This window comes from Labrys sp. LIt4, assembly GCF_017813775.1.
Taxonomy (GTDB): Bacteria; Pseudomonadota; Alphaproteobacteria; order Rhizobiales; family Labraceae; genus Labrys; species Labrys okinawensis_A.
In genome coordinates this window covers 1-24,344 of the sequence record NZ_JAGIPY010000013.1, presented here as the reverse complement: position 1 = coordinate 24,344, position 24,344 = coordinate 1, and the positions used below count along the sequence as shown (strand labels likewise).

The following is a 24,344-nucleotide window of genomic DNA, read 5'->3' as shown; positions in this document are numbered from 1 at the left end:
ATGACGATAACGATACTTTGCTACAATAGGAAATTCATCAATCTCAAGAATGATTTACCAAATCGGAATGTATACCCATCAATGCCAGCGCATGCGCGCGCACTGACCGTGCCAACGGCTCCAACCTGTAGCCGCCCTCGACCTCCGAGACGATACGGCCGCCGCAGATCTTGTCGGCGACCGCCATGATCGAGCGGGTCACCGCAGCGTAGTCCTCGTCCTGCAGTTCGAGATGGCTAAGCCTGTCCTCGCTATGAGCGTCGAAACCGGCCGCTATGACGATGAGACTGGGCCGAAACTCCACAACACGTGGTAGGATGATGTCGCGCCAGGCTGCGAGAAAAGCCTCCCCACCATCGCCAGCCTTCAGAGGCACGTTGACGATCTGGCCATGGGCACCCCGCTCGCGCGCCTTGCCGGTGCCGGGATAGAGCGGCATTTCATGCGTCGAACAGGCCATCACATCCGGATCACCCCAGAAGATGTCCTGCGCGCCATCCCCGTGATGAGCATCGAAATCCAGGATAGCGACCCTGTCAGCACCATGGGCGACCTGGGCATGGCGTGCCGCTATCGCGGCCTTGTTGAACATTCCCCCACCGCCGGATGCGTCATATTTGACATGATGTCCGTTGGGCCTGGTGGCGAGCAAGGCATTGCGTGCCCGCCCACTCATCACTTCGTCGACACAGAAGGTCACACCACCCACGCCATGCATTGCCGCCTCCAGCGTACCGGGCGACATCACCATGGTATCGGTGAGGCGATAAAAGCCCTCCCGTGGCGCCACTGCCATAACGTGTTCGATGTATTCTGGTGCATGCACGAGCAGAAGAGTCTCGACCGTACCTCGCGGCGCCAATTCGCGCCGCAGGCTGGCAAATTCCGGTCCTGCCAAACCTTCCTCGATCGCAAGCAGTCGCTCAGGACGTTCGGCTAAACCACCTGTGTGATGATCGAGGCCGGAGGGGTGGGAGACATAAAGCGTGGTCATAGGTCTCCGTCGTTACCACCGCTGAATATAGATTTGAACATATAGAGAACAGAAAAATACCTTCCCTACAAGATCCTTGTTCTCGCAGCGACTGAAGGTGGCTCTCCCTTCATTCCCCCGTCACACCCCAGCCCTATCCAGACCGGCAGTTTCGACTCGCATTATTCGGGGGCTACCATGATCCAGCGTCGCAATTTCCTGATCAGCGGGCTGCTGACCACCGTGATGGCGGCGACGCGGCCGGCGCAGGCGGCCGAGGGCGTTGCCCTGCCCACGCCTGACCCGAGCAAGCTCGCCACCGACGCCGGCTTCTGGTCCGGCGTCCGCGACCTCTATGACGTCGACCGCTCCACCGCCAATCTCGAAAACGGCTATTGGGGCATCATGGCCCGGCCCGTGCTGGAGACCTATGTCGGGAACATCCAGCGCGTGAACCGCCAGAACACGGTCTATGCCCGCAAATCCTTCGATGCCGATTTCGCCGCGGTGCGCGACCGCGTCGCCGGAGCGCTCGGCGTCTCGCCCGAGGAGATCGCCATCACCCGCGGCGCCACCGAGGCGCTGCAGACGCTGATTGCCGGTTACAACAAGCTCCAGCCCGGCGATGCCGTGCTCTATGCGGACCTCGATTACGATTCCATGCAATATGCCATGGGCATGCTCGAGAGCCGCCGCGGCGTCGCGGTCAAGACCTTCGCCATCCCCGAGCCGGCCACGCGCGAGGCCGTGCTGGAGACCTACCGAAAGGTGCTGGAGGAGACGCCCAGGGCGAAACTCCTGCTGCTCACCCATCTCTCCCACCGCACCGGACTGGTGATGCCGGTGCGCGAGATCGCGGCGATGGCACGCGCCAAGGGCGTCGACGTCATCCTCGATGCAGCCCATAGCTGGGGCCAGTTGCCGCTCGACATGGCCGATCTCGGTGTCGACTTCGCCGGCTTCAACCTGCACAAATGGATCGGCGCGCCGGTCGGGCTCGGCTTCCTCTATATCCGCAAGGGCCGCCTCGCCGACATCGACACCCATATGGGCGACAAGGACTGGCCCGCCGAGGACATCCGCTCGCGCATCCACACCGGCACGCTCAATTTCGCCGCCGCGCTCACCATTCCGGCAGCGCTCGATTTGCACCAGACGATCGGCGTTGCGGCCAAGCATGCCCGGGTCAGCCATCTGCGCAATTACTGGGTGGAGCGCATCGCCGGCATCGGTGCCATCGAGGTCCTTACGCCAAACGATCCGGCCCTGCATGCCGGCATCACTTCGTTCCGGATCAAGGGCAAGGTGGGCAAGGACGACAATGCCGCCATCGTCACGCGGCTGAGGGACGAGTTTAAGGTGCTCACCGTGCGCCGCGCCGGCGTGGCCGCCGGCCAGTGCATCCGCGTCTCCCCGGCCGTCTACACGACCGAGGCCGAACTCGACCGGCTCGTCGCCGCCCTGACGGTGGTGGCGGCCTGAAGCCAAACGCGCCAGCGCGTCCTTCACCAGCGCGTGCTGCGGTCGACCCGGATGTCATCCTGCACCGGCGAGACCGCCGCCCGGACGGCGGTACGCTCCTGGTCGGTAAGATCGAGCATTTCGAGCCCGGCATCGAGCAGGATCGGCGTCGAGGTGGTTTGGGGTACGACCGCGAGCACGTGGCGCTCCTCGGTGTCGATGAAGAACGGCGTCTCCTTCTTCTTCAGGACGCTGGTCGCCTTGCGGGTCTTGCCGTCGAGTGAATATTCATACTTGATCGTCTGGTTCAGCCAGGTCCGGGCCTGCGTCAAGACCTTGGCGACGACAGGCCTCATGACAACCGGTTCGGCCACCGCCCGCTTGAGCCTCGATGCCTTGAGCAGCATGGCAAAGCCAGCGATGCCAAGGGCGGCAAACCCGCCGACAAAGGCGAGAAAGATGAGGATGCGATCGCTGATCTTCTCGACGCCCAGTTCCAGCGTGAGCAGCCGGGCGTCCTCGCGCGAGCGCACGACCCCGGTTTCATAGTCTCCGGTGTGCATATCCACGAACATCATCTCCACTCTGGTCCTGGCGCCATCGGGTGCGATGATGGTGGCGGAACAATCGGTGAAGATGAACTTTCGGGTCTTGCACTCGCCATTGGAAATCCGCGCATCGTCGGCGATTTCGTAATTGTGGCTGATCTTGTAGTCGCGCCACAAATCCGCGGCCTGCCACCAGGCCACGCCGCCGGCAATGGCGAAGCCGACGAGAATGACGAACCACCCCGTGAGGCTGCTGATGCCGATACGGTTTGCCCGCAAAGGCCGGGTGGGAAATGCGTCTAGCACACTCATGGGGCCGCTTGATCCAGATTGACGATGTACCCGTCTTATCGCTGGGCAGCGGACGTGTCAGCGGATCAGAGCGGCTTTCTTCTTGAGAAGTCCCAGTCTAGTTCCGTGGGTTACACCGACATGACCTTCAGAAAACCGGGATCATCGCCGCGCGCAATCCACAAGACGCTCGCGCTTCCCCCTAGAGCAAAGCGCGTTCAAGCGTAAACGCTTATTTTCTCTAACTCATTGTTCTGACGCGTCTTTGCGATTCTTGGTGGCTCCGTCTAATCGCAAAACGCTAGAGCGACGTTGCACGGCCGTCATGCGCAGCCTGCGGTCAGGCCGCAGCGTGATGTGAAGCTTGGGCCGAGGGCCACGCCGGTCGATATGGCGCAGCGAGAAGCCTTTCAGCAGCACGGCGAGAATGGCCACCGCCTCCAGCATGGCGAAGGCACTGCCGATGCAGGTGCGCGGTCCGGCGCCGAAGGGCATATAGGCATAGCGATGGCGCCCTTTCGCCCGCTCCGGATCGAAGCGATCGGGGTCGAAACGCTCCGGCTCCTCCCACAAACTGGCATGACGATGCACGGCATAGATAGGCACATAGATCGCTGCGCCGGCAGGAATGGTGTGCCGGCCGAGCTGGAAGTCGGCCAATGCCACCCGCGGAATGATCGCCGCCGGCGGATAGAGCCGCATCGCTTCCTGGAACACCTGCCGGGTATAGACGAGCCGGGCCACCTGGTCGGGCAGCAACGTACCGGTCCCGCTCGTCACCGCCTCGATCTCCGCCACGGCCCGGGCCTCGATCTCGGGATTACCCGCGAGCAGATGGAAGGTCCAGGCGAGGCCGAGCGCCGTGGTTTCATGGCCCGCCATCACGAAGGTCAGGAGGTTGTCGACCACCTGTTCGTCGCTCATGCGCCGCCCACTTTCGGGGTCGACGGCCGACAGCAGCAGGCCCAGCAAATCCTGCCGCGGCTCCGAAGCATGCCGGCGCTCGGCCACCACGCGCGACAGGGTCGAACGCAGATAGCCTGCCGAGCCGGTGATGCCGGCTCGGCCCGGAAAGGGCAACCATGCCGGTGCCTTCAGCAAGCCCATGGCGAAATTCCAGCCTGACCCCTCCAGATACCGCGTGATATTCCGTTCTACCGCCTCGACATCGATCTCCCCCTGTCCCGACATCATCGTCTCGACGATGATGTCGAAGGTGGTGTGCATCATCTCATGGCCGATATCGAGCTCGGCGCCGGGAGCAGTTTCGAGCCAGCGAGCGCGCGTGCGTTCCGCGGCGGCGATCATGGCGGGCAGGAAGGCGAGCAGCTTCTCATGCCGGAAGCCCTGCGCAACCGACTGGCGCTGCCATTTCCAGTGGGCACCGTCTGCGGTCAGCAGTCCCTCGCCGAGCGCAGGGCCGAGGCCACGCTTGGTATCCTCGCCCTTGCCCAGCACGGCAGCGTTGCCGGTAAGCGCTTCGTGAATCAGCGCGGGATCGGTGATGAAGACCCGCAATTTGCCGCCGTCGCGCGTGACGACCAGCGGTTCGTGGAAAGCTTCGGGAGGGATCACCTTGAGCGGATTGGTGATCATGGCCGAAAACACCGACAGCAGGGAGCGGCGGCTGACGGCGACGTCGCCCGTGATCTCGGATATCACCGGAAAAGCCGTTTCCTTCACACCGGTCTCCATCGCTTCAAATTTACCAGCGTCTGCGGTCACTTTAAGGTAGTGACCTTAGAGTGAGGCATCATTAAGGTGAACACCTTAATCTGGAACTGACACCGATGGCGACCGAGATGCGACGAAAGAAGGCAGCGACCAACAAGGGCGGCGCAACGCGCCAACGCATCGTCACGCTCGCGCTCGGCCTGTTCAACGAGAACGGACCGGACCGCGTCACCACCGCCCAGATCGCCGCTGCCGCCGGCATCAACGAAGGCAACCTTTATTACCACTTCCGCACCAAGGAAGCCCTGGTCGCGGCCGTGCTCGACCGCTTCGAAGCCGATGCCATGGACCTGCTGGCGGAGGGGGCGGAAGACAGCGCCGATCCGACGGCCTCGCTGGGGCTGTTGCAACGCTGGTTTGCCCTGGTCTGGGACTATCGTTTCCTGTTGCGCGACATGATCGGCCTGCTGGCGCTCTCCCCCGAATTGCGGCTGCGCGTGCGAGCGCTCAGCGCCCATCTGCGCGAGGCGGTGGAAGTGCTGGCCCAGCGCCTGCGCGAGCGGGACCTGTTGATCGTGCCGGACGAGCAGTTCCAGCCCCTGCTCGCCAATCTATGGATCGTGGCGACCTACTGGGCTCTTTATCTCGACCTGCACGAAGGCATCGCGGCCCTCACGCCGGACCATCTGGCCTGGGGCCTCGGCCAGGTCCGCAGCCTGCTGCGCCCCTATCTCGCACCCGCATTGCAGGCACTGGTGTAGGAAGGATCGAGCCAGACTTCCCGCAAAGGATCGCCGCGACCGATGAAAAGCCGTGCCTCCGGCGTCAGCACGCCCGCGAGGCGCAGCCGTACTTTTGCTCCAACGACCGGATGCCGCCCGTCGAGCGCGCCCGGTCTGCAGCCGCTCTCCAATACGCGCAGCCCCGGCCGCAGCGGCAAGACCTCAAGGATGGCGCGCAGCCGATCGGAGAGCTCGCCCGTCATCGCCGTGCTAGGGCAACGCCTTGGCGAAATCGCTCCAGGCACAGAAGCCATCCTTGTCGGCGGGGCAGCCCTTGAGCTTTAGCGTCACCCGGCGCGGCGGGTTCTTCGGCGTGAGCTTGGTGCCTTGGCGCAATTGCGCCTTGGTCTGGTAGACATAGTCGAGCCGGAACAAATCGCGATTGCCCTTGGTGTCGCGCCAGCGCTGAAACTGGATGACGCCGCCGATGGGCGTCTTCTCATCCTGCCCCGGCAGCGCATAGGGCTCGGCCTCGAGCGCGGCGAGGACGGAGGCGACATTGGAGTCATGACCGAACAGCACCGTCACCGGTACGGCCTTGCCCGCCTCCGGCTTCACCAGAGCGTCGGCAATATAGGCCAGCATCGGGCCGGCAACGTCGCGGGCCACGGCTGGCGTGGTGAACAGGGCTTCCTGGTAGCCGTTCTTGATGGCGGCGAGCGAGCGCCACTGCCCTTCGTTGCGGATCTTCCCCCAGGCGACGTCGCCGAGCGGAAATCCCTCGTAATATTGCAGGGTGAAGGCATCGACAACGGCATTGCCGAGCTTGAGCGGCCCCTTGGTGCCCGGTTCCTCGCCGGCCTTGGCCGTGAAACTGTCCGCGCTCTTGGTCAGATCGCACAGCTTGTCCTGCTTGCAGCTTTGGGAAGCCTTGAAGCCGAGAATGCCGTCGAGCAGCCGGTAGCCCGATGCAAGCGGCGCGGCTTTGGCCTGCGCAGCCATGGCTGTAACCGCCTGTTCGCGGAAGCCGTCGCTGTCGGAGCGGATGGACGGATTGAAGGTCGGGTCCATCGTGCCCATCCTGTCCTGATGATGTACGGCGACGTCGCAGCCGGCAAAGGCGCCGGCGACGAAGAACTGCGCCGTCGCCACCGTGCGCTGGAGACTGTTGGCGTAGACATGGACGCTGCCCGGCGCCGGGCAGGAATCCCTGGGGATCAGGCCGTTCTCGGCCAACCAGCCGCCGATGGAACGGCCCATATAGGTTTCGAGAATGCCGCCCTTGACCGTGAGATTGCCGCCCGGCACCTCCCATTCCGGCCATTTCTTCTCGGTCACCTTGGCGAGCGCGCTGCCGCTATTGGCCAGCGGCGCACGCAGATTGTGCCGGCTGAGCATCAGCACCTGCTCGAGCCTGTAACCTTCGGGCACCGATCCGGCCGAGGCCTGCGTCGCCGGAAAGGCGCAGGCCGCCGCGGCCAGCAATAGGGCATATCGTGCGATCATGGCGATTCCTCCCCCTGGAGCGTTTTCCAGAAAAGTTGATAGACTTTTCGGCTAAGAAAGCGCGTCGAAATAAAGAGTTAGAGAGAAAATGCGATTCAGAGAAATCGCATTTTGCTCCAGCCTCCCCTATCGGTGGCACAGGCGGCGCGCTTTGTCGCCCCGGCTGGGCGGCAAAGGGACATCGATACTGTCCCGCCGGCATGCGAAGGCTCTGTAACGGCGGGCATAAACGAATTCATGCAATCACGGTAGGATAGCGTCGTGATATCGGATTTCGGAATGCCTCGACCATGAACACCGACCGCAGAACCGCCGTGACCCTGCTGCTGACGGGGGCGATGTCCGCGCTCGGCCTTCCGGCGTTCGCTGCCATTCCCGACATGTCGCCGGCCGCCCTCACCGCCAAAGCGGATCTCATCCTCACCGGCCGCCTGCTGTCCGTCGCCACCACCAGGAAGGTCCCGGAATGGGTGAAGAGGCGCGACGACATTTCCTTCTTCGAAAGAGGGTCGTTCGTCGACGAGGTCTTCACTCTGACGATCGAGGTCGGCGCGGTCGAGAAGGGTGCGCGCGAGTTCGCCGGCCAGCGCCTCGAGGCACGAGGCTGGCGCGCCTATGGCCGCCCTTCGGGCTGGGCCGGGCCGGGCGGCACCGTCCGAGACCTTCCGCCCGAGGGCACGCGGATCAAGGTCTGGCTCCGGCGCGAGCAGGACAGCTGGGATTTGATGTCGCCTTCCGGCCTGGTGCCCGCGCCATGATCCGGTGAGCGGACGCGCCGCCAGACGGAGCGCCGGCAGCCGACCCGTTCCCGGCATAAGACATAGCGTCGAATGCACGACCTTTCAGATCGCCCCGTGGTATTCCCGCACCAAAGGCGGCTGTCGATCGTTCCCGCCCGCTTTCCAAACCTGGTGACGGCGCCTATACACGGCGGACCCAAGGCCCAGGCAAGGAGCCCCCGATGACCCCTTCCCGCTTTAAGCCTCGCACACCGCGCCGCGCCGCAGTCTTCGCGGCGAGCCTGATGTTCGGCCTTGCGGCCTGGCTGTCCGCCCCATTGCCGGCCACTGCCGGCGGCGACGTCACCGACAAGGCCGTGATGCTGTTCCGCGACGCCTGCCTCGCCACCGCGCCTGCCTTCGACAAGGCCATGGCGGCGGCCAAGAAGCATGGCATCAAGCCGCAGATGGATCTCGGGGCCAGCCTGGTCGGCATGGCGCCGGACGGCTCCTATTCCCTGCAGGTGCGCGGCAAGAAGGAATGCGCGGTCACGGCCGAAAGAAGCGCCGGCCCTGCCGTGGCCGAACAATTCCGCAGCGTTGTCGGCGCTGCCGCGGGCGTGCCCGCGGCCAGCCTGGCGAACGAAGGTCCGATCCAGATCACGATGCGGGGCCAGACCTTTGTGGTTCGCCATGACCGCAAGGGCGGCGAGGCCTATGTCATCATGAGCAGTGCGGGTTTGTAACGAGATCGAGACGCTCCTGGTCCGAAGCCAGGCGCAAAGACCTTCGCCATCTCGAACTCATACCAGGTCTCGAAAATGCTGACTGATGCAGCGTCGATGCCACAGGCGGCATTTTGGTGGGGGCGGGTCGTCAGACCCACCTGTAAGGGCTGCATGTCCCGGCGGGTCTGACGACCCGCCTACGGTAGGTAGCGTCGAGGTCGCGAGGTCAATCTTGTCGAAACTTGGTATCAGTCATCCCGCCCGCAGCCGAAGTCCCGGTACAATCGACGACATAGATAACCTAACGTCACCGTGCTATTGGAGGGATCTTGCCGGCATAGTCTCGTCATACAGCGGAATCCCATGATCAAATACGGTATCGCGGCCTTGCTTGTTTTCGGCGCAACCGCCGCCCAGGCCCAGAACTGCTCTTCGAACTTCACCATCTCCGGCGGGCTCGCGCCGGCAATCTCGACCTGGGATAGTTTCCCCGGCTTGAACCCGGGCACCGCGATCGACAATCTGGCGCGCGCGGCGCAGCTCAATTCCTACTGGGTCAGCATCAAGGTCAATCGCCGGCTGGGCCTGCTTACCGCGCTCAATGACGGCGCCCGCAACGGACGGGTCCAGCAGGTCAAGATGACCGTCCGCAAGCGCGGCAATGCCACGCGCGTCGACTATACCATGGTCCTGAATCCCGGCCAGGTGCCGGGTTTCGACTTCCGCTCCAATGTCTGCCGCATCATCCGCTCCGCGGCCGGGGGCTGAGGCCGGCAAACCTCAGGGCGTCTGCGCCTCGTAGACGAACAGGGTCGACTTGTCGTCATCCGGCATGAAATAGGCCCGCAGCCCGCCATCCCTGGTTTCGATGAAGGCCGGGTTCTGGGTCATCGGCAGGCCGGAGGGTGCCCATAGCTCGATGGGCAGCTGCCAGACCGGCCGGTTGTCCTTGAGATCGACGAGTTCGAGGCCGCCCAGGCGGAAGGGCGCCGCATCCGGCGCGACCTTGTAGGCGTTCAGGCCGGAACAGAGCATGCGTGATCCGCCGGCATAATGGCAGTCCTGATAGTCGATATATTGGGCCGGATTCATCACGCGCAGGGTCTCCGGCGCCGCATCGGCATTGCTGACCTTGCCATCCGCGCCGAGCGGCCAGGCGTAGAAGCGCCGCGACCCCCAACTCACGCCGTGGAGAGCGTTGCGTTCGGTATCATGGACGATGCCGCCGACATGGTCCTTGAAGCGGAAGACCTCGAGGGCCTTCATGGTGGCGGGATCGACCTTGTAGATGATCGACTGGCTGTTGGGCCGATACTCGGCCACCGGCACCCAGAGGAACTTGCCGTCGAAATCGATGCCACCGGGGTGGTAGATGCTGCCCTCCCCCAGCTTGAGATCGGCCAGCAGCTTGCCTTCCTTGGAAATGCGGAAGAGATGCCCCTCCCCCTCGCCGGTGTCGCGATCATAGCCCTCGCGCGGCGACGGATATTTGGTGGTCGGCTTGAGAATGTTCACCGAGGACACGAAGAAATCGTCACCGATCTTGACCATGCCCTGGGGATGGAAAGTCGGGAAGGCGATGGGAATGGTCGCAACCTGCTTCCAGACCGTCCCACGCGTGAGCTTGGTCACGCGTTCGGCAACCGAGGCTTCCTCCGCCATCGCCGTGCCGATCGCGCCAGGCAGCACCGCGAGAGCGGCAAGCAGTGCGGCAATTCTGATTCTGACCATCGAAACATCCTCCACGGCGGTGGCTTACGACACGCTTCTAACGGCGATATGACCGTTCCGTCGGATTGGCGGGATCAATAGATCGTCTGGCGCAGGCGTTCGGGATAGGCCTTGTCATAGGCCTCGCCGTCGAAGTCGCCCCGGGTGATCGTGCTCAGGATCTGGCCCATCGTCGGCAATTCCGCCCGCGAAATCCGGGTCGAGGGATCCCAGAGCTTGGAGCGCACCAATGCCTTCTGGCACTGGGTGTAGACCTCTTCCACGGTGACGATGATGACGGTGCGGGGCGCCTTGCCCTGCATGGTGAAGCTCGCGCACAGGTCGAGGTCGGCCGAGACGACCGCACGCCCGACCACGCGCAGCGTCTCGCCGATGCCGGGGATCATGAAGAGAAGATGGACGCGCGGGTCCTCAATGATGTTGCGCAGCGAGTCCAGCCGGTTGTTGCCACGCCTGTCCGGGATGATCAGCGTCTTGGCGTCGGCGACGCGCACGAAGCCGGCCGGGTCACCGCGCGGTGAGCAATCGACGCCCGACGGCCCCACCGAGGCAAGGATCATGAAGGGTGAGGCCTGGATGAAGGCGTGATACTGATCGGACACATGATCCAGCACCTTGATGCGGGCCGCGGGCTGAACCGGCTCACTGTAGAGCGCCTCGAGTTCGGCGATGGTGGAGATCAGCGACATTGGAAACTTCCGTCCTTGCGGCCCCGGCAGACGCCGCGGCCCGTTACGTCAATAGGTCCGCCACAGCCCGGGCGTGGCCAGTTCCAGCATGTGACCGTCGGGATCGCGGAAATAGATGCTGTCTCCACCCGCCGGCCAATGGGTGCGGCCTTCCACCGCGACCTCGTGCGCCGCCAGCCGGGCCTCCCACTCCGCCAGTTCGGCGGCACCAATGGCAAAGGCGACATGGATGCGTCCAGAGGCGTCATGGCCCGGTATCGTGCCGACGGACGATGTCATGTCCTGATCGGAGGCGCCCTGCTTGAAGACGAGCAGGACGCTGGCACCGCCCACATCATAGGCATAGAGCCGCTCCATCTTCAGCAGGGGAGCAAGCAGCAGCACCGTCTCGTAGAAGCGTGCGGCCCGATCGAGATCGTCGACATAGATGGCGGTTTCGAGAATACGGTCGAGCTTGGGCATGCGATTCTCCTGCATCGGCCGAACACGGCCCGCGCCTCCATGCCGGTTCGCATCATCGGCTCGACGGGCAGACAATCAGGACGGTCGACAAGCTGTCAACCTCATGATTATGCCGGCACCGTCACTTGACCGTAATCTCGATCTCCATTTCGTTGGGCACAAATCGCACATTGTCGGTATGCGAGGGCGCCATCCAGGTCACGGTCAGATGATCGACACCGGTGAAGCCGGCGGCGGACCTGTAGACGACGACGGGTGCCTTCGTGGCGGTACCGGCACACACGCCCGTATCCTTGCTCAGTTTGGTCGCCACGGTCACGAGTTGCGCAGCCCCATGCGCCGGCCCGGATGCGATGCGGATATCCCTGACGGGATAGACTTCGCAAGTCCCGGCACCGTATACGCCGATGGCGAGGACCGGATAGGGTTTGCCGCGAGGCACGGTTACTTGCCTGGGACCGGCATAGGCGAGCGAGGGAGACATGGCGACACCGGCAGCGATGGCCATAAGAAGTCGATTTACTTTATTCATGTGAAAAACTTTATGATCGCAAGCTTACATGGAAGTCGGCGCCAACATCACGTCGACCGTCTTTCAATCAATACGTGGATCAGTCCGAGATTCTCAATCGAGTTTCACTATCAAAAAGATGAATCATGTTCGGGTCGACGGCAAATTGCATGTCGTCGGCGATAGCGTGTTCCATACCGAGTGCGATCACCAGGGGTTGCCCGTCGATGTCACCGTGGACGAGGCGATGCGCGCCCAGTTCCTCGACATAGCGCAGCTTCACGCCCAGGCTGCCCGGTACCGGCGCGGAGACCGGCTGCAGATCCTCGGCACGCAGGCCGACCAGGACCTCGCCCGGAACCGGCCGCGGCAAGGTCAGGCGCGTCTGCCCGAGTACGAGCGTATTACCCTCCCCGCGCGCTTTCAGGATATTCATGGCTGGCGAACCGATGAAAGCCGCCACGAAGGTGGAGGAGGGCTTGCGATAGATCTCGAGGGGTGCGCCGATCTGCTCGATCGCGCCACCATTCAGCACCACCAGCACATCCGCCAGGGTCATCGCTTCCAGCTGGTCATGGGTGACATAGATCGAGGTCGTGCCGAGACGCTGCTGTAGCTGCTTGATCTCGCCGCGCATCTGCACGCGCAGCTTGGCGTCGAGATTGGAGAGCGGCTCGTCGAACAGGAAGGCGGCTGGCTGGCGCACGATGGCCCGGCCCATCGCCACGCGCTGGCGCTGGCCGCCGGAGAGTTGGCGCGGCTTGCGCTTGAGCATGTCGTCAGAGAGCTCGAGGATGCGGGCCGCTTCCTTCACCCGCTTGCCGATCTCGCCCTCGGCGGTTTTGCGGTTGCGCAGGCCATAGGCCATGTTGTCGTAGACCGACATATGCGGATAGAGCGCATAATTCTGAAACACCATGGCGATGTCGCGGTCCATCGGCTCGATCTCGTTGACCCGTCGCTCGCCGATATGGACATCGCCCGACGAGATGCGTTCCAGCCCCGCCACCATGCGCAGCAAGGTCGACTTGCCACAGCCGGAGGGGCCGACCAGCACGCAAAAGCCGCCATCCGGCACGGTGAAGCTCACCCCCTTCACTGCCTCATAGCCGTTGTCATAGATCTTCTTGACGTTGTTCAGAACCACTTGCGCCATGGGTTACTCACTTCTCGGTCTCGACCAGGCCCTTGACGAAGAGCTTCTGCATCACGACGACGACCACCACCGGCGGCAGCATGGCCAGAATCGCGGTTGCCATGGCGATCTGCCATTCGGTCAAGGCATCCTGTGTGGTGATCATCTTGCGGATGCCGATGACGATGGTCTGCATCGAATCCTGGGTGGTGATCAGCAGGGGCCACAAATACTGGTTCCAGCCATAGATGAACTGGATCACGAACATCGCCGCGATCGAGGTGACCGACAGCGGCAGCACGGTATCCTTGAAGAATTTCAACGGGCCTGCCCCATCGATCTTCGAGGCTTCCAGCAATTCGTCCGGAATTGTCATGAAGAACTGGCGGAACAGCAGGGTCGCCGTCGCCGAGGCGATCAGCGGCAGGGTCAGGCCTGCATAGGTATCGAGCAAATGAAGATCGGAAACGATCTTGTAGGTAGGATAGATGCGAACTTCCACCGGCAGCATCAGCGTGATGAAGATCAGCCAGAAGGCGAACATGCGGAAGCGGAAGCGGAAATAGACGACGGCGAAGGCCGAGATCAGCGAGATCACGATCTTGCCCACCGCGATCGCCACCGCCATGACCAGGCTGGTGGTCAGCATGGTGAGCACCGGCTCACGCGTCGCCCCCTGCGTGCCGTGAAACAGGGTCTGGGTGTAGTTCTTGATCAGGTCCGGCCCCGGCAGCACGCCGATCTGGCCGTTGATGATGGTGGTGGCGTCATGGGTCGAGGCCACGAAGGCCAGCCAGACCGGGAAGGCCAGGATGAGCACGCCCAGAATCAGAATGGCATGGGGCAGAAGATTTCCGAAACGGCGGTTTTCAACCATGGATGGCCTCCTGGTTAAGCCCGCAATATTGAGCGTCATCGGTAGGCCTCGCGCTGCCCCTCACCCTTACCCTCTCCCCGTAAACGGGGCGAGGGGGCTCAGGCGTCGCGTCAGCACCGAGAGCTTGTGGCCTTGCACCACGCCAGTCTCCCCCTCGCCCCGTTCTTACGGGGAGAGGGTAAGGGTGAGGGGCAGCGCCACGCTCGGTCGGCAAGAAAACGCCAAGAATACCCCCCATCAATAGGTCACCTTCTTCTCGATGAAACGGAACTGCAGGGTGGTCATGGCGATCACCAGGATCAGCAGGATCACCGATTGCGCCGCCGAACCGCCGAGATCGCCGCCGCTCTGGCCATCGTTGTAGACCTTGAACACCATGGTGATGGTCTCCCCGGCCGGGCCGCCATGCGTCACCGCATCGATGATGCCGAAGGTGTCGAAGAAGACGTAGACGATGTTGATGACAAGCAGGAAGAAGGTCGTAGGCGACAGCATCGGCAGGATGATCGTCCAGAAGCGCCGCGCCGGCCGGGCGCCGTCGATGGCCGCCGCCTCGATCAGCGATTTGGGGATCGATTGCAGCCCCGCCAGGAAGAACAGGAAGTTGTAGGAGATCTGTTTCCAGGTTGCCGCCAGCACCACCAGGATCATGGCATGATTGCCGTTGAGCAAGGGATCCCAGGGCAGGCCGAGCTGCTTGAGGCCGCGCGCCACCAGGCCGAGCGAGGGCTGGAACATGAAGAGCCAGAGCACGCCCGCCACCGCCGGCGCCACGGCATAGGGCCATACCAGCATGGTGCGATAGAAGGAGGCGCCCTTGATCTTCTTGTCCGCCTGCACGGCCAGGATCAGGGCAAGGCCGAGCGAAAGCACCGAGACCAGGCCCGCGAACACCAGGGTGACGCCGACCGCCTTGTAATATTCGGGTTGCTGGAACAGGAGCTGATAGTTCTCGAACCCGACGAATTCGGAGGTGGTGCCGAAACTGTCCTCGATGAAGAAGGATTGCCGGATCGCCTGCAGCACCGGCCAGTAGAAGAACACCAGCGTGATCGCCAATTGCGGCGCCAGCAGCAGCCAAGGCAGGGTCTTGCCGGAGAAGACGGAGCGTTTTTCCATGGATGCTTCCGGGCTATGCAGTTCGTTCAAGCTGGAAGGGCGCGAAATAAATCATGCGTTTCGCGGTCGCCATTTCCGGGTGCACGGGCATCTTGCCCGTTCTTGAAACCACAGCGTTCGCTGGTCGGTAGGAAGAACGGGCAAGATGCCCGTGCACCCGGACACTTGACTCGCTTATTTCACGCCGCCCTACCGCCCGGCCGTACGGGCGAAGGTCTTCAGGATCGCATCGCCGCGGCGGACGGCGTCGTCCATGGCAGCCTGTGCGGTTTTCTTGCCGGCCAGGGCCTGTTCGATCTCCTCGGCCCAGACATCGCGGATCTGTGCGAGATTGCCGAGGCGCAGCCCGCGCGAATTCTCCGTCGGCGGCTTGTTGGTCAGTTCGAGCACGGCGACTTCGCTGTTGGGATCCTTGGCATAGAAACCCTGTTTCTTGGAGAGCTCATAGGCCGCCGGGGTGATCGGCAGATAACCGGTCTCCTGGGCCCACCAGGCCTGCACGTCGGGCTTCGACAGATAGGTCAGGAATTTGGCGACGCCCTTATAGGATTCGTCCGACTTGCCCCCCATCACCCAGAGCGAGGCGCCCCCGATGATCGAGTTCTGCGGCGCCCCCTGCACGTCGGGGTAATAGGGCATCGGCGCCACCGAATATTTGAACTTGGCGTTGGCCTTGACATTGCCCAGGAAGGCCGAGGAGGTCAGGAACAGGGGGCACTCGCCCGAGGTGAAGCGGCCCTCACCCTGGTTGGTCCGGCCGGAATAGTCGAAGGTCTTGTCCTTCTGGGCCTCGACCAGGTTCTCCAGATGCTTCACCACCACCGGGTTGTTGAACTTCAGTTCCGTATCGAAGCCCTCCAATCCGTTGGCCTTGGTCGACAGCGGCACATTGTGCCAGGCCGAGAGTTCCTCGATATTGGCCCAGGTCGTCCAGGCCGTGGAGATGCCGCAGGTGGCATAACCCGCCGCCTTCAGCTTCTTGGCCGCCTCGAAGGCCTCGGGCCAGGTCTTGGGCGCCGCGGCCAGATTGGCCTTCTTCAAGGCATCCTCGTTGACCCACATCACCATGGTCGAGGAATTGAAGGGGAAGGACAGCATCTCGCCCTTGGCATTGGAATAATAGCCGGTGACGGCGGGCAGGTAGGACTTCTCGTCGAAGGGCTCGCCGGCGTCCTTCATCAGCTGGTAGACCGGCTTGATCGCTCCCTTGGCCGCCATCATGGTGGCCGTGCCGACCTCGAAGACCTGCAGGATATCGGGCGCGTTGCCGGCCCGGAAAGCGGCAATGCCGGCATTCATCGTATCGGGATAGGAACCCTTGTAGACGGGAACGACGCGATAGTCGCTCTGGCTGGCATTGAAATCGTTGGCCAGCTTGACGATGCGGTCATTGTTGGCCCCCGTCATCGCATGCCACCATTGAATGTCGGTGGCCGCGAGGGCCCCGCTGGATACACTGGCCAGAAGAACCGCGGCCGAAGCCAGAACGCTCAACTTCATGAATAATACTCCCTCACGGTGCGCCGCTTCTTGAAAGGACGGCGTTGTTTACGGCCGGATGGTTAGCGCTTCCGTGACGGAACAATGAAGCAATTATGACAATGGAACAAGCCAGCGGCGACAGGTGTCTGTCGATAGCGTGAACGGCGCATCATTGCCGCTCGCCGGTTTCGGGGCTAAGCAACTGGAAACCGGATTGCCAGGGAGGCTCCATGCCGTCGATCGTCATCGCTCAAGGAGGCGGCCCCACCGCCGTGATCAATCAGACCCTTTGCGGCGCCATCGTCGCCGCCCGCAGGCATGATCCCTCGCTGCGCATCCTCGGCGCCCGTCATGGCGTACGGGGCCTGACGCGCGGCGATCTCGTCGATCTCACCGCGCTTTCGGAAGGCGATCTCGAGCGCCTGGCCCGCACGCCCAATTCCGGCCTCGGCTCGACGCGGGACAAACCGGATCCCGCCTATTGCCAGACCATCCTGCAGGCGCTGGAAAAGCTCGACGCCCGCGGCTTCATCTATATCGGCGGCAACGACACGGCCGGCACGCTCGACCTGCTGCGCCAGCAATCGACCGGCTCCTGCAGCTTCGTGCATGCTCCCAAGACGATCGACAACGATTTGATGGAGAACGACCACGTGCCGGGCTTCATCTCGGCGGCCGCCTTCGTCGCCAACGCATTCGTCAGCATGGACCTCGATTTCCGAGCGATGCCGGGCATCTATGTCGCCATCGTCATGGGCCGGCATGCGGGCTTCCTCAGCGCCGCGGCGGCCGGCTGGCAGCAGGCGCCGGAGGATGCGCCCCATCTGATCTACACACCCGAGAGGCCCTTCTCGGTCGAGCAGTTCCTCAACGATGTCGACACCGTCTATACCCGCGTCGGCCGCTGCATCGTTTCGATGTCGGAAGGCGTGCAGGACGAAGCCGGCCGTCCTCTTGCCGAGGTGCTGGCCGCCGGCGCGGTCGAGCGTGACGCCCATGGCAATGTGCAGCTTACCGGCGGCGATCTCGGCATCGAGATCCAGAAGGCCTTGAAGCAACGCTTTCCCAAGGCACGCGCCCGTGTCGACACGCTGGGCTATCTGCCGCGCGGCTATCTCGGCATCATCGACGAGACCGATGCCAAGGAGGCCTTCGAGGCCGGCGCCTTCGCGGCCCAGAGCGCCTTTACCGGCTCGGGCTCGGTGGTGCTGCATTATGATGGCAAGCGCACGTCGCCGCGCATCGTATCCCTCGATCAGGTCGCCGGGCGCACCCGTCACATGCCCGACAGCTTCTTCACGGGCGCCAACGCCGTTTCCGACCAAGGCCGGGCCTATTTCGGCCGCCTGCTGCCGCCGCGCCCGGACATCTTCACGCCTTTCGTGTGAGGGGCCGTTGCCCCTCGCATGTCGTCAGGGGCAGCCCTGCGGCCAGCGCTCCAGGGCTTCCCGGCCCGCGGACGTCAGGCCGTAGATGCCTTTTTCGACCCGCTCGAACCAGCCATAGACATTCCCCTGCAGGATCTTCGGGGCGTCGGGTACCGCCTTGGCGAGATCACGCCGGCGCTGCGGCGCCACTACCAGCGCGGCAGCGCAGGCCAGCGCCTGCTGGCGGTAGGCTGTCATCTGCGGCGAACGGCTCGAACCGCCGACGACGGGATCGCCTTGGCGCTTGCGGTGCTCTTTCAAAAGGCGGGAACGGCGCTTGGGATCGCGGCGCGGAAACGGCGCCTCGGGCGTGACGATGATCTGCACCTCGCCGCTGTCGGACACGCCCAGCAATCCGAAGCCGAGGCGGCGGCAGAGATTGCGGAAACGCGCATCGCTCTCCCGCCCCTTGCCGCGCACAGAGAGACGGGCCGCGAGCCAGACCTCGTCGCAGGCGCCCGCCCTGTCGACGCCCTGCAGCACCAGTTCCAGGTTGAAGCTCTGCTTGAGCTCGCAGATCACCGCCACCGGCGGTTCGCCTTCGCGCAGGGCCAGGACATCGCAGCCGCCGATCTCGCCTTTCACCACAAAATCAAGCGACTCCAGGAAGGCCTTGACCGGTAGATACAGCTCGGTTTCCAAGGCCGCCCCTCACTGCAATCCGACGGGGTCGACGACGCCCGATTTGCAACCCTGATCCGTCGGCGCGGCAGCGGCGATCAGATCGGCCAGCCTGGCGCCATCCTTGACCTCGCCGCGCAGGCCGATGGTCATCTCCACGATGATGCTGCGGTTGCCGTCACGCTTGCAGGCAAAGCGCACGCGCTCGCCGGCCCCCGCGCCGAAGCCCTGGTCGAAGGCGCTGCGGATCTGGCCGGTGTCGATTTGCTTGCCGACATTCTCGGCGAACAGCTTCTGGACGGGCGAGGCGTTGATCTCGCCGATCAAGGCCACCGAACGGCGGAAATAGGCATCGGCCGATTTTTCGAAGAAGCAGGTGCCGTGCTCGATCCATTCATGGCGATCGAGGAAGGAGGCGGTGCCGGGCATCGCCTTCTCCAGGGCCGCACGGGTCGCCGGCTCGAGCTGGGGCTCGGGCAGGTCCTCCCAGCGATGGGCCTTGTCCGCCTCGACATCGCGTCGCGCCACGCCGCAATAGGCATTGCCGCGCGGCTGCGGCCAGAGCCCGTGCAGCGTGAAATGGCTGGCATCATAGCGATCGGCGGTTTGCGTGCGGCACTCGGTCTTGTCGGGCAGCCCCTCGCAGAACGCCGCCTGCCAGCTGATGGCGAAGACATAGGAAGCCCCGCCCGCCGAGATCGCCGCATCGGATCTGGCCGGGCCGGGCTTGCCCGCTCCCGGCGCGACGGCCGTGCCGTCGCCCGCCTTGACCTCGCCACAGGAAACCGGAACCCAGCGCTGCGCGGGCTGAGCATCCTCCACCTCGACGCGATAGAAGGTCGGATCGGGCTTGTTGCCGGCGAGCAGCCTGTAGCTCTGCGCAGGGGTGAGCTTGACGTTGCCGGGGTTGGTCTGCTTGCGGATGGACTGCAGGGCCGCGCAGGCCTCCCGCGCCGTGAAAGTCCCCGTCATTGCTTCCTCGGCCCTGACCGACGCAAAGGGAACCAGGACCGAAACGGCCAAGGCCGCAAGCCAACTTCTGTGCATGCAATCCTCCAGAGCAAACCGCGCTTCGACGGAAACGCCGTTTTCCCCTTACCTCTTGTTCGATGCGCCCCCGTGATTGCCTTGTGGTTCCTGGCGAACACGCCCAATCCCAAGACGCCCCGGGGCCGGGCGCGCATCGCCTGCGGCCCGCCATCCTTCTCGAGGAATAAAGCATAGCGCTGAACAGAAACCTACCAGGGGCGCCACGGCGGGAGAGTGCCCTTGATTTAGGCATCGAAAGGGCGGCTTCGGCCGGCCCCCGCGCCATGCTACCGCATTGCGGTAACCCCCTCTAAACCATGCGAAAATGGCATGCCGGGCATACCGCTTTGCACGTGCGATTCTGCACAAATTTCACCACGATTCGCCTATATACGCGCCAGCAAGTGAACTACTCTTTTTTGGAACCACTCCCGTGACGACCGTCGCCCTCATCAACGCCATCACCACCCGCCTCGTCGCCTATCGCAATCGCCGTCGCATCGCGACAGTGCGCCGCGAACTGAGCTACCGCGACATGCTGGATCTGGGCATCTATCGCGGCCATATCGACCGCGTCGCCAGCGCCGAGAACGAGGCGATCTGACCTCCCTCCGTCTCGGGCTCGCATGGCCCACCCGATGGTCCGATCGCGATCCTGGCCAGCCCGGATCGCGATTTTGTTTTCACGGTCCGGGCTTCCGTCTTGAACCCCGTTTCCCGCGCCTGTGACCGCTTTCATTGCATCGGCGTGATGAATATCATCACGAAGTTTTATAATTGACGATGCGTCTCGATATTTCGCGGCTGCCGACAATCGGCTAAAACGGTTTAGCGGGCGGCTCCCGCACCTCTTCCCATCACCCGCATAGCCCAGCGGAACCAGGCCGATCGGCCTTGGCGTGTGCCAAGACACCGATTTTTCGTGCCGCAACAAAGGGATAGTCCGCGTTTGCACCCCGCGTGCCACCGCGGGTCTAGCACTGACGTATGGACGCCAAAGCAGCCACCCTGCCCCCCTCAGGTGCTTTCAGCCCCGAGCGCACGGCCTATTCGATTCTGATGGCGATCAGCGTCTCGCATTGCCTCAACGACACCATCCAGTCGTTGATCCCCTCGATCTATCCGATGCTGCGTGACAACTACGCCCTCAGCTATACCCAGATCGGCCTGATCACGCTGGCTTTCCAGCTCACCGCATCGCTGCTGCAGCCTTTCGTCGGCCTCTATACCGACCGCCGCCCCCTGCCCTATTCCCTCACCGTCGGCATGGGCCTCAGCCTGGTCGGCCTGGTGCTGCTGGCCTATGCCCAGAACTATACGACGGTCCTGATCGCCGCCATGCTGGTCGGCACCGGCTCCTCGGTCTTCCATCCCGAATCCTCGCGGGTGGCGCGCATGGCTTCCGGCGGCAAGACGGGGCTCGCCCAGTCGGTCTTCCAGGTCGGCGGCAATCTCGGCACCTCGATCGGGCCCTTGCTGGCTGCCTTCATCGTGCTGCCCTATGGCCAGCATTCGATCGCCATCTTCTCGGTGATCGCCCTGGTGGCGATGTTCATCCTGTGGAATGTCGGCAACTGGTATGCCGCCTATCGGCGTCATACGGCAGGCACCAAGGCCAGAACCATGTCGGCCGTGGCCTCGCTGTCGCGCGGGCGCGTCATCGCCTCGCTGGCAGTCCTGCTGGCGCTGGTCTTCTCCAAATTCTTCTACATGGCCTCGCTGTCGAGCTACTACACCCTCTATCTCGAAGACCGCTTCGGCCTGCCGCCCGAAGCCGTGCAGATGCAGCTCTTCATCTTCCTGTTCGCGGCGGCCGCCGGCACACTGCTCGGCGGGCCGATCGGCGACCGCATCGGGCGCAAATATGTGATCTGGGTCTCGATCCTGGGCGTGCTGCCCTTCAGCCTGGCCCTTCCTTATGCCAATCTGACCTGGACCCCGGTCCTGGCGGTGATCATCGGCTTCATCCTCTCCTCCGCCTTCTCCGCCATCGTGGTGTTCGCGCAGGAGCTGGTGCCGGGCAAGACCGGCATGATCGCCGGGCTGTTCTTCGGCCTCGCCTTCGGCATGGGCGGGGTGGGTGCGGCCGCACTCGGCGTTCTCGCCGACAAGACCAGCATCGAATTCGTTTATAAGGTTTGCTCCTTCCTGCCGATGATCGGGCTGCTGACGATCTTCCTGCCCAATATCGAGCGCCCCAAGCCGCAGCCCGTGGAAGCGGCGAAGGAAGCCTTCAAGTAGAAAGGCGGCCGCCCGCCTTTCCATCCGACTTTTGAAGCCGAACGGGGCTGCGCACCGATGAGCGCGCGGCCCCCGTTCCAATTTGAATAATGAATGGAAACGACCAATGGCTACGGTATTTCCGCCGACGGGCTCGCAGGCGAGCCTCGGTGGTCACCAGAGCTGGAGCCGGGAGGCACTCGAAACCCTCATCCTGGCCTGGCCTCTCATTCTGACCAATCTTGTCGAGCTGGCGCTGACCACCACCAATCTCATCCTCGTGGGTGAACTGGGTTCGCAGGCGATTGCCGCCGTGACCCTGGCCAACAACCTGTTCTTCTTCTTCGCCATCATCGGATTGGGGGTTGTGACGGCGGTGGCGCCGATGGTGGCCAGCGCCCTGGGCGCGGGCGACGACAGCGGCCGTGACATCCGCCGGACCGTGCAGCAGGGTTTGTGGACGTCGCTGATCGTGTCGCTCCCCGGTCTCGCCTGCCTGATGAACGGCGAATGGATCATGCTGCATCTCGGCCAGAATCCCGCGATCGCCGCGCAGGCCACCGAATATCTCAGCGGCCTCGCCTGGTCGCTGCCGGCCTTCATCGGCTATATCGCCCTGCGCTCGGCCGCCGCCGCCATGGGGCAGCCACGCGCCGCCCTGTGGAGCGCGCTTGCGGGAATCATCATCAATGCGGTGCTGGCCTGGGGCCTCGCTTTCGGCCATCTCGGCCTGCCCGCCCTCGGCGTGTCGGGTCCGGGCATCGCCACCACGATCGCGACCTGGATCTTCTTCCTGCTGCTGGCCGCCTTCCTGGCCTTCAGCCGGCCGTTCCGGCGCTATCGATTGTTCCAGGATCTGTGGCGGCCCGATTGGCAGCGGCTGTGGCAGATCTTCCGGCTGGGTGTGCCCATCGCCGTCACGCTCGCCTTCGAGGTCACCGTTTTCAATGCCGCGGCCTTCCTGATGGGGCGTATCGGCGAGACGGACCTGGCGGCGCACGGCATCGCCATCCAGATCGCCTCGATCAGCTTCATGGTGCCGCTCGGCCTCGGCCAGGCGGCGACGGTGCGGGTCGGCCTCGCCTATGGAGCGGGCGACAAGCATGCCATCAGCCGGTCCGGTTGGACAGCCTATGTCCTCGGCGTCGGCTTCATGTGCGCGGCGGCCGCCTTCATGCTGATCGCGCCGCACCTGCTGATCGGCCGGTTCATCGATCTTGCCGATCCGGTCAACGCCGACGTGGTGGCCAGGGCCAGCCTGTTCCTGATCTTTGCCGGCCTGTTCCAGATCACCGACGGGGCCCAGGTCGTGGCTGCCGGCATGTTGCGCGGCCTGCACGACACGGTGATCCCGATGCTGTTCGCCGCCATCGGCTATTGGGTGGCGGGGCTGCCGCTCGGCATCCTGCTCGGCTTCCATTTCGGCTGGGGCGGCGCCGGCATCTGGGCCGGCCTGGTGAGCGGGCTGACGGCGGTCGCCATCCTGATGACCATGCGCTGGCTGCGGCGGGATCGCCTGAAGCCTGCGACGTAACGCAGACGCGTCTCCCGGTGCCCTCGGGGCCCCCTATTGCAGGGACTGGAGGTAGCTCAGCCTTTGCCGATAGGCCGCCTCGATGCAGCTGGCCTGGGCGCCGCAGCGATCGCGGTTGGCGCGCCACGCCGTCTGGTCGGCCGACAGGCTGGCCTGCTCGGCCTTGGGCAGGAGCCGGAAGCGCGCCTTGAAGGCATTGTCCAGGGCGAGATCGAGCCGCGCCAGCGTGTCGCTCTGGCAAATGGCGCGCTCGCTCGGATTGAGGCGTCCGCCGCAGGGAAAACTCGGCGACGCCGAGGGCGTGCCGGCCGCCTTGTCGACCAGGCTCTTCAGGAAGGCGAGCCGCTGCCGGTAACTCACGCCGATACAGGCTGCCTCGGCGCCGCATTCGTCGCGCTGGGCGCGCCAGGCCGTCTGGTTCGCCTTCAGCTTGGCCTGCAGATCCTTCGGCAGCGCCGCGTTGATCAGGCCGTAGGCGGATGACAAGGTCTGGTCGAGGGCGGCGAGACCGCCATCCTGGCAAATCGCGTTTTCGGTCGGGTTCAGCCGGCCGTTGCAAGGAAAGCTCGGCGAAACGGAGGCGGGAACGGTCCTGTCCGGGGCCGCAAAGTCGAGGGCCGCATTCTGCTGCAGCGTGGAGTTCGGTTGGCTGTCGCTACCTGCCGTCGCCGCCGGAGCAATCTCGACCGAGCCTTGCGCCGGCTGATCGACCGATGCCGGGGCGGCGGTATCGACCGCCTTGACCGGCTGCGGCGTTTCCACTTTTCCGGCCATGGCGAAGGAGCCGATGATGGCCTCGTTCACCCAAGGGGTCTGGCCGCCCTGGGTCGACTGGTCGACATCGGCCCGGACCTGGCCGAACATCTGGCGGATGTCGAGGCCGGG

Annotated in this window: 25 protein-coding genes; 9 read left to right on the top strand and 16 right to left on the bottom strand. The window is 63.9% G+C overall.

Translation table 11 applies throughout. The features are described 5' to 3' along the window. Positions 1 to 43: 43 nt before the first annotated feature. Positions 44 to 994, bottom strand: coding sequence for a histone deacetylase family protein (locus J8I29_RS21740; RefSeq protein ID WP_209433254.1), 951 nt, complete (start codon positions 992 to 994; stop codon positions 44 to 46). A gap of 177 nt (positions 995 to 1,171) precedes the next feature. Here J8I29_RS21740 and J8I29_RS21735 point away from each other — a divergent pair, with 177 nt between their 5' ends. Then, on the top strand, positions 1,172 to 2,455 hold the full coding sequence (locus J8I29_RS21735; RefSeq protein WP_209433253.1) for an aminotransferase class V-fold PLP-dependent enzyme: 1,284 nt from the start codon (positions 1,172 to 1,174) through the stop codon (positions 2,453 to 2,455). A gap of 23 nt (positions 2,456 to 2,478) precedes the next feature. On the opposite strand, the gene J8I29_RS21730 is transcribed toward J8I29_RS21735, so the two are convergent. Beyond that, positions 2,479 to 3,294, bottom strand: coding sequence for a hypothetical protein (locus tag J8I29_RS21730; RefSeq protein ID WP_209433252.1), 816 nt, complete (start codon positions 3,292 to 3,294; stop codon positions 2,479 to 2,481). 225 nt (positions 3,295 to 3,519) lie between these two features. Then, positions 3,520 to 4,932 carry a cytochrome P450 gene (locus tag J8I29_RS21725; RefSeq protein ID WP_348536125.1) on the bottom strand — a complete coding sequence of 471 codons (1,413 nt, stop codon included), beginning with the start codon at positions 4,930 to 4,932 and terminating at the stop codon, positions 3,520 to 3,522. A gap of 143 nt (positions 4,933 to 5,075) precedes the next feature. On the opposite strand from J8I29_RS21725, the gene J8I29_RS21720 reads away from it, so the two are divergent. Then, the gene (locus J8I29_RS21720) at positions 5,076 to 5,708 is read left to right on the top strand and encodes a TetR/AcrR family transcriptional regulator (RefSeq protein WP_105862255.1); all 633 of its coding nucleotides are present in this window, start codon (positions 5,076 to 5,078) and stop codon (positions 5,706 to 5,708) included. Here the strand turns inward: J8I29_RS21720 and J8I29_RS21715 are convergent. Both J8I29_RS21715 and agp read right to left on the bottom strand, forming a co-directional pair. Next, complete coding sequence (locus J8I29_RS21715; RefSeq protein ID WP_209433251.1) at positions 5,675 to 5,932, bottom strand: hypothetical protein; 258 nt, start codon at positions 5,930 to 5,932, stop codon at positions 5,675 to 5,677. The genes J8I29_RS21720 and J8I29_RS21715 overlap by 34 nt on opposite strands. 7 nt (positions 5,933 to 5,939) lie before the next feature. After that, positions 5,940 to 7,175, bottom strand: coding sequence for a bifunctional glucose-1-phosphatase/inositol phosphatase (agp, locus tag J8I29_RS21710; protein WP_209433250.1), 1,236 nt, complete (start codon positions 7,173 to 7,175; stop codon positions 5,940 to 5,942). Between the two features lie 290 nt (positions 7,176 to 7,465). Between agp and J8I29_RS21705 the strand changes: the two genes are divergently transcribed. The 3 genes from J8I29_RS21705 (at position 7,466) to J8I29_RS21695 (ending at position 9,390) form a co-directional block, all read left to right on the top strand. After that, positions 7,466 to 7,933, top strand: coding sequence for a hypothetical protein (locus J8I29_RS21705; protein WP_209433249.1), 468 nt, complete (start codon positions 7,466 to 7,468; stop codon positions 7,931 to 7,933). Positions 7,934 to 8,136: 203 nt separating this feature from the next. Next, positions 8,137 to 8,640 carry a hypothetical protein gene (locus tag J8I29_RS21700; RefSeq protein WP_105862258.1) on the top strand — a complete coding sequence of 168 codons (504 nt, stop codon included), beginning with the start codon at positions 8,137 to 8,139 and terminating at the stop codon, positions 8,638 to 8,640. Between the two features lie 345 nt (positions 8,641 to 8,985). Then, on the top strand, positions 8,986 to 9,390 hold the full coding sequence (locus J8I29_RS21695; protein ID WP_105862259.1) for a hypothetical protein: 405 nt from the start codon (positions 8,986 to 8,988) through the stop codon (positions 9,388 to 9,390). Between the two features lie 12 nt (positions 9,391 to 9,402). Here J8I29_RS21695 and J8I29_RS21690 read toward each other — a convergent pair whose 3' ends face one another. The 8 genes from J8I29_RS21690 to ugpB form a co-directional block, all read right to left on the bottom strand. Further along, positions 9,403 to 10,353 carry a DUF6454 family protein gene (locus J8I29_RS21690; RefSeq protein WP_209433248.1) on the bottom strand — a complete coding sequence of 317 codons (951 nt, stop codon included), beginning with the start codon at positions 10,351 to 10,353 and terminating at the stop codon, positions 9,403 to 9,405. 74 nt (positions 10,354 to 10,427) lie between these two features. Continuing rightward, on the bottom strand, positions 10,428 to 11,042 hold the full coding sequence (locus J8I29_RS21685; protein WP_209433247.1) for a pyridoxamine 5'-phosphate oxidase family protein: 615 nt from the start codon (positions 11,040 to 11,042) through the stop codon (positions 10,428 to 10,430). A 48-nt stretch (positions 11,043 to 11,090) separates the two neighbouring features. Then, positions 11,091 to 11,504 carry a VOC family protein gene (locus tag J8I29_RS21680; protein WP_105862582.1) on the bottom strand — a complete coding sequence of 138 codons (414 nt, stop codon included), beginning with the start codon at positions 11,502 to 11,504 and terminating at the stop codon, positions 11,091 to 11,093. Between the two features lie 121 nt (positions 11,505 to 11,625). Further along, positions 11,626 to 12,012 (bottom strand): hypothetical protein, encoded by a 387-nt coding sequence (locus J8I29_RS21675; RefSeq protein WP_209433246.1) that lies wholly within the window; start codon positions 12,010 to 12,012, stop codon positions 11,626 to 11,628. A gap of 103 nt (positions 12,013 to 12,115) precedes the next feature. Further along, positions 12,116 to 13,171: a sn-glycerol-3-phosphate ABC transporter ATP-binding protein UgpC gene (ugpC, locus tag J8I29_RS21670; protein WP_209433245.1), complete on the bottom strand. Its 1,056-nt coding sequence runs from the start codon at positions 13,169 to 13,171 to the stop codon at positions 12,116 to 12,118. Between the two features lie 7 nt (positions 13,172 to 13,178). Next, positions 13,179 to 14,027, bottom strand: a complete 849-nt coding sequence (gene ugpE, locus J8I29_RS21665; protein WP_209433244.1) for a sn-glycerol-3-phosphate ABC transporter permease UgpE — start codon at positions 14,025 to 14,027, stop codon at positions 13,179 to 13,181. 237 nt (positions 14,028 to 14,264) lie between these two features. Beyond that, the gene (ugpA, locus tag J8I29_RS21660; RefSeq protein WP_105862264.1) at positions 14,265 to 15,146 is read right to left on the bottom strand and encodes a sn-glycerol-3-phosphate ABC transporter permease UgpA; all 882 of its coding nucleotides are present in this window, start codon (positions 15,144 to 15,146) and stop codon (positions 14,265 to 14,267) included. Between the two features lie 189 nt (positions 15,147 to 15,335). Continuing rightward, positions 15,336 to 16,646, bottom strand: a complete 1,311-nt coding sequence (ugpB, locus tag J8I29_RS21655; RefSeq protein ID WP_105862265.1) for a sn-glycerol-3-phosphate ABC transporter substrate-binding protein UgpB — start codon at positions 16,644 to 16,646, stop codon at positions 15,336 to 15,338. Positions 16,647 to 16,858: 212 nt separating this feature from the next. On the opposite strand from ugpB, the gene J8I29_RS21650 reads away from it, so the two are divergent. Continuing rightward, the gene (locus J8I29_RS21650; RefSeq protein WP_209433243.1) at positions 16,859 to 18,016 is read left to right on the top strand and encodes a diphosphate--fructose-6-phosphate 1-phosphotransferase; all 1,158 of its coding nucleotides are present in this window, start codon (positions 16,859 to 16,861) and stop codon (positions 18,014 to 18,016) included. A gap of 24 nt (positions 18,017 to 18,040) precedes the next feature. Here J8I29_RS21650 and J8I29_RS21645 read toward each other — a convergent pair whose 3' ends face one another. After that, positions 18,041 to 18,697, bottom strand: coding sequence for a DUF2161 family putative PD-(D/E)XK-type phosphodiesterase (locus tag J8I29_RS21645; protein WP_209433242.1), 657 nt, complete (start codon positions 18,695 to 18,697; stop codon positions 18,041 to 18,043). Positions 18,698 to 18,706: 9 nt separating this feature from the next. Continuing rightward, on the bottom strand, positions 18,707 to 19,723 hold the full coding sequence (locus tag J8I29_RS21640) for a ribonuclease T2 (protein ID WP_245197241.1): 1,017 nt from the start codon (positions 19,721 to 19,723) through the stop codon (positions 18,707 to 18,709). 415 nt (positions 19,724 to 20,138) lie between these two features. Between J8I29_RS21640 and J8I29_RS21635 the strand changes: the two genes are divergently transcribed. The 3 genes from J8I29_RS21635 to J8I29_RS21625 all read left to right on the top strand — a co-directional run bounded on the left by J8I29_RS21635 (position 20,139) and on the right by J8I29_RS21625 (position 23,459). Then, positions 20,139 to 20,309 carry a hypothetical protein gene (locus J8I29_RS21635; protein ID WP_181161135.1) on the top strand — a complete coding sequence of 57 codons (171 nt, stop codon included), beginning with the start codon at positions 20,139 to 20,141 and terminating at the stop codon, positions 20,307 to 20,309. Between the two features lie 455 nt (positions 20,310 to 20,764). Then, positions 20,765 to 21,946: an MFS transporter gene (locus J8I29_RS21630; RefSeq protein ID WP_245197248.1), complete on the top strand. Its 1,182-nt coding sequence runs from the start codon at positions 20,765 to 20,767 to the stop codon at positions 21,944 to 21,946. A 106-nt stretch (positions 21,947 to 22,052) separates the two neighbouring features. Further along, entirely contained in the window at positions 22,053 to 23,459 is a 1,407-nt protein-coding gene (locus tag J8I29_RS21625; RefSeq protein ID WP_209433240.1) for an MATE family efflux transporter, read from the top strand. A 33-nt stretch (positions 23,460 to 23,492) separates the two neighbouring features. Here J8I29_RS21625 and J8I29_RS21620 read toward each other — a convergent pair. Continuing rightward, positions 23,493 to 24,344: lysozyme inhibitor LprI family protein (locus J8I29_RS21620; protein ID WP_209433239.1), on the bottom strand; the 852-nt coding region annotated here is incomplete at its 5' end.

Coding starts and splice junctions, on each gene's coding strand:
- J8I29_RS21705 (WP_209433249.1), top strand. CDS start 7,466: ATGAACACCGACCGCAGAACCGCCGTGACCCTGCTGCTGACGGGGGCG.
- J8I29_RS21730 (WP_209433252.1), bottom strand. CDS start 3,294: ATGAGTGTGCTAGACGCATTTCCCACCCGGCCTTTGCGGGCAAACCGT.
- ugpE (WP_209433244.1), bottom strand. CDS start 14,027: ATGGTTGAAAACCGCCGTTTCGGAAATCTTCTGCCCCATGCCATTCTG.
- J8I29_RS21640 (WP_245197241.1), bottom strand. CDS start 19,723: ATGCACAGAAGTTGGCTTGCGGCCTTGGCCGTTTCGGTCCTGGTTCCC.
- agp (WP_209433250.1), bottom strand. CDS start 7,175: ATGATCGCACGATATGCCCTATTGCTGGCCGCGGCGGCCTGCGCCTTT.
- J8I29_RS21740 (WP_209433254.1), bottom strand. CDS start 994: ATGACCACGCTTTATGTCTCCCACCCCTCCGGCCTCGATCATCACACA.
- J8I29_RS21715 (WP_209433251.1), bottom strand. CDS start 5,932: ATGACGGGCGAGCTCTCCGATCGGCTGCGCGCCATCCTTGAGGTCTTG.
- J8I29_RS21630 (WP_245197248.1), top strand. CDS start 20,765: ATGGCGATCAGCGTCTCGCATTGCCTCAACGACACCATCCAGTCGTTG.
- ugpB (WP_105862265.1), bottom strand. CDS start 16,646: ATGAAGTTGAGCGTTCTGGCTTCGGCCGCGGTTCTTCTGGCCAGTGTA.
- J8I29_RS21675 (WP_209433246.1), bottom strand. CDS start 12,012: ATGGCCATCGCTGCCGGTGTCGCCATGTCTCCCTCGCTCGCCTATGCC.
- J8I29_RS21695 (WP_105862259.1), top strand. CDS start 8,986: ATGATCAAATACGGTATCGCGGCCTTGCTTGTTTTCGGCGCAACCGCC.
- J8I29_RS21735 (WP_209433253.1), top strand. CDS start 1,172: ATGATCCAGCGTCGCAATTTCCTGATCAGCGGGCTGCTGACCACCGTG.
- J8I29_RS21700 (WP_105862258.1), top strand. CDS start 8,137: ATGACCCCTTCCCGCTTTAAGCCTCGCACACCGCGCCGCGCCGCAGTC.
- J8I29_RS21625 (WP_209433240.1), top strand. CDS start 22,053: ATGGCTACGGTATTTCCGCCGACGGGCTCGCAGGCGAGCCTCGGTGGT.
- J8I29_RS21680 (WP_105862582.1), bottom strand. CDS start 11,504: ATGCCCAAGCTCGACCGTATTCTCGAAACCGCCATCTATGTCGACGAT.
- J8I29_RS21685 (WP_209433247.1), bottom strand. CDS start 11,042: ATGTCGCTGATCTCCACCATCGCCGAACTCGAGGCGCTCTACAGTGAG.
- J8I29_RS21690 (WP_209433248.1), bottom strand. CDS start 10,353: ATGGTCAGAATCAGAATTGCCGCACTGCTTGCCGCTCTCGCGGTGCTG.
- J8I29_RS21720 (WP_105862255.1), top strand. CDS start 5,076: ATGCGACGAAAGAAGGCAGCGACCAACAAGGGCGGCGCAACGCGCCAA.
- J8I29_RS21650 (WP_209433243.1), top strand. CDS start 16,859: ATGCCGTCGATCGTCATCGCTCAAGGAGGCGGCCCCACCGCCGTGATC.
- ugpC (WP_209433245.1), bottom strand. CDS start 13,171: ATGGCGCAAGTGGTTCTGAACAACGTCAAGAAGATCTATGACAACGGC.
- ugpA (WP_105862264.1), bottom strand. CDS start 15,146: ATGGAAAAACGCTCCGTCTTCTCCGGCAAGACCCTGCCTTGGCTGCTG.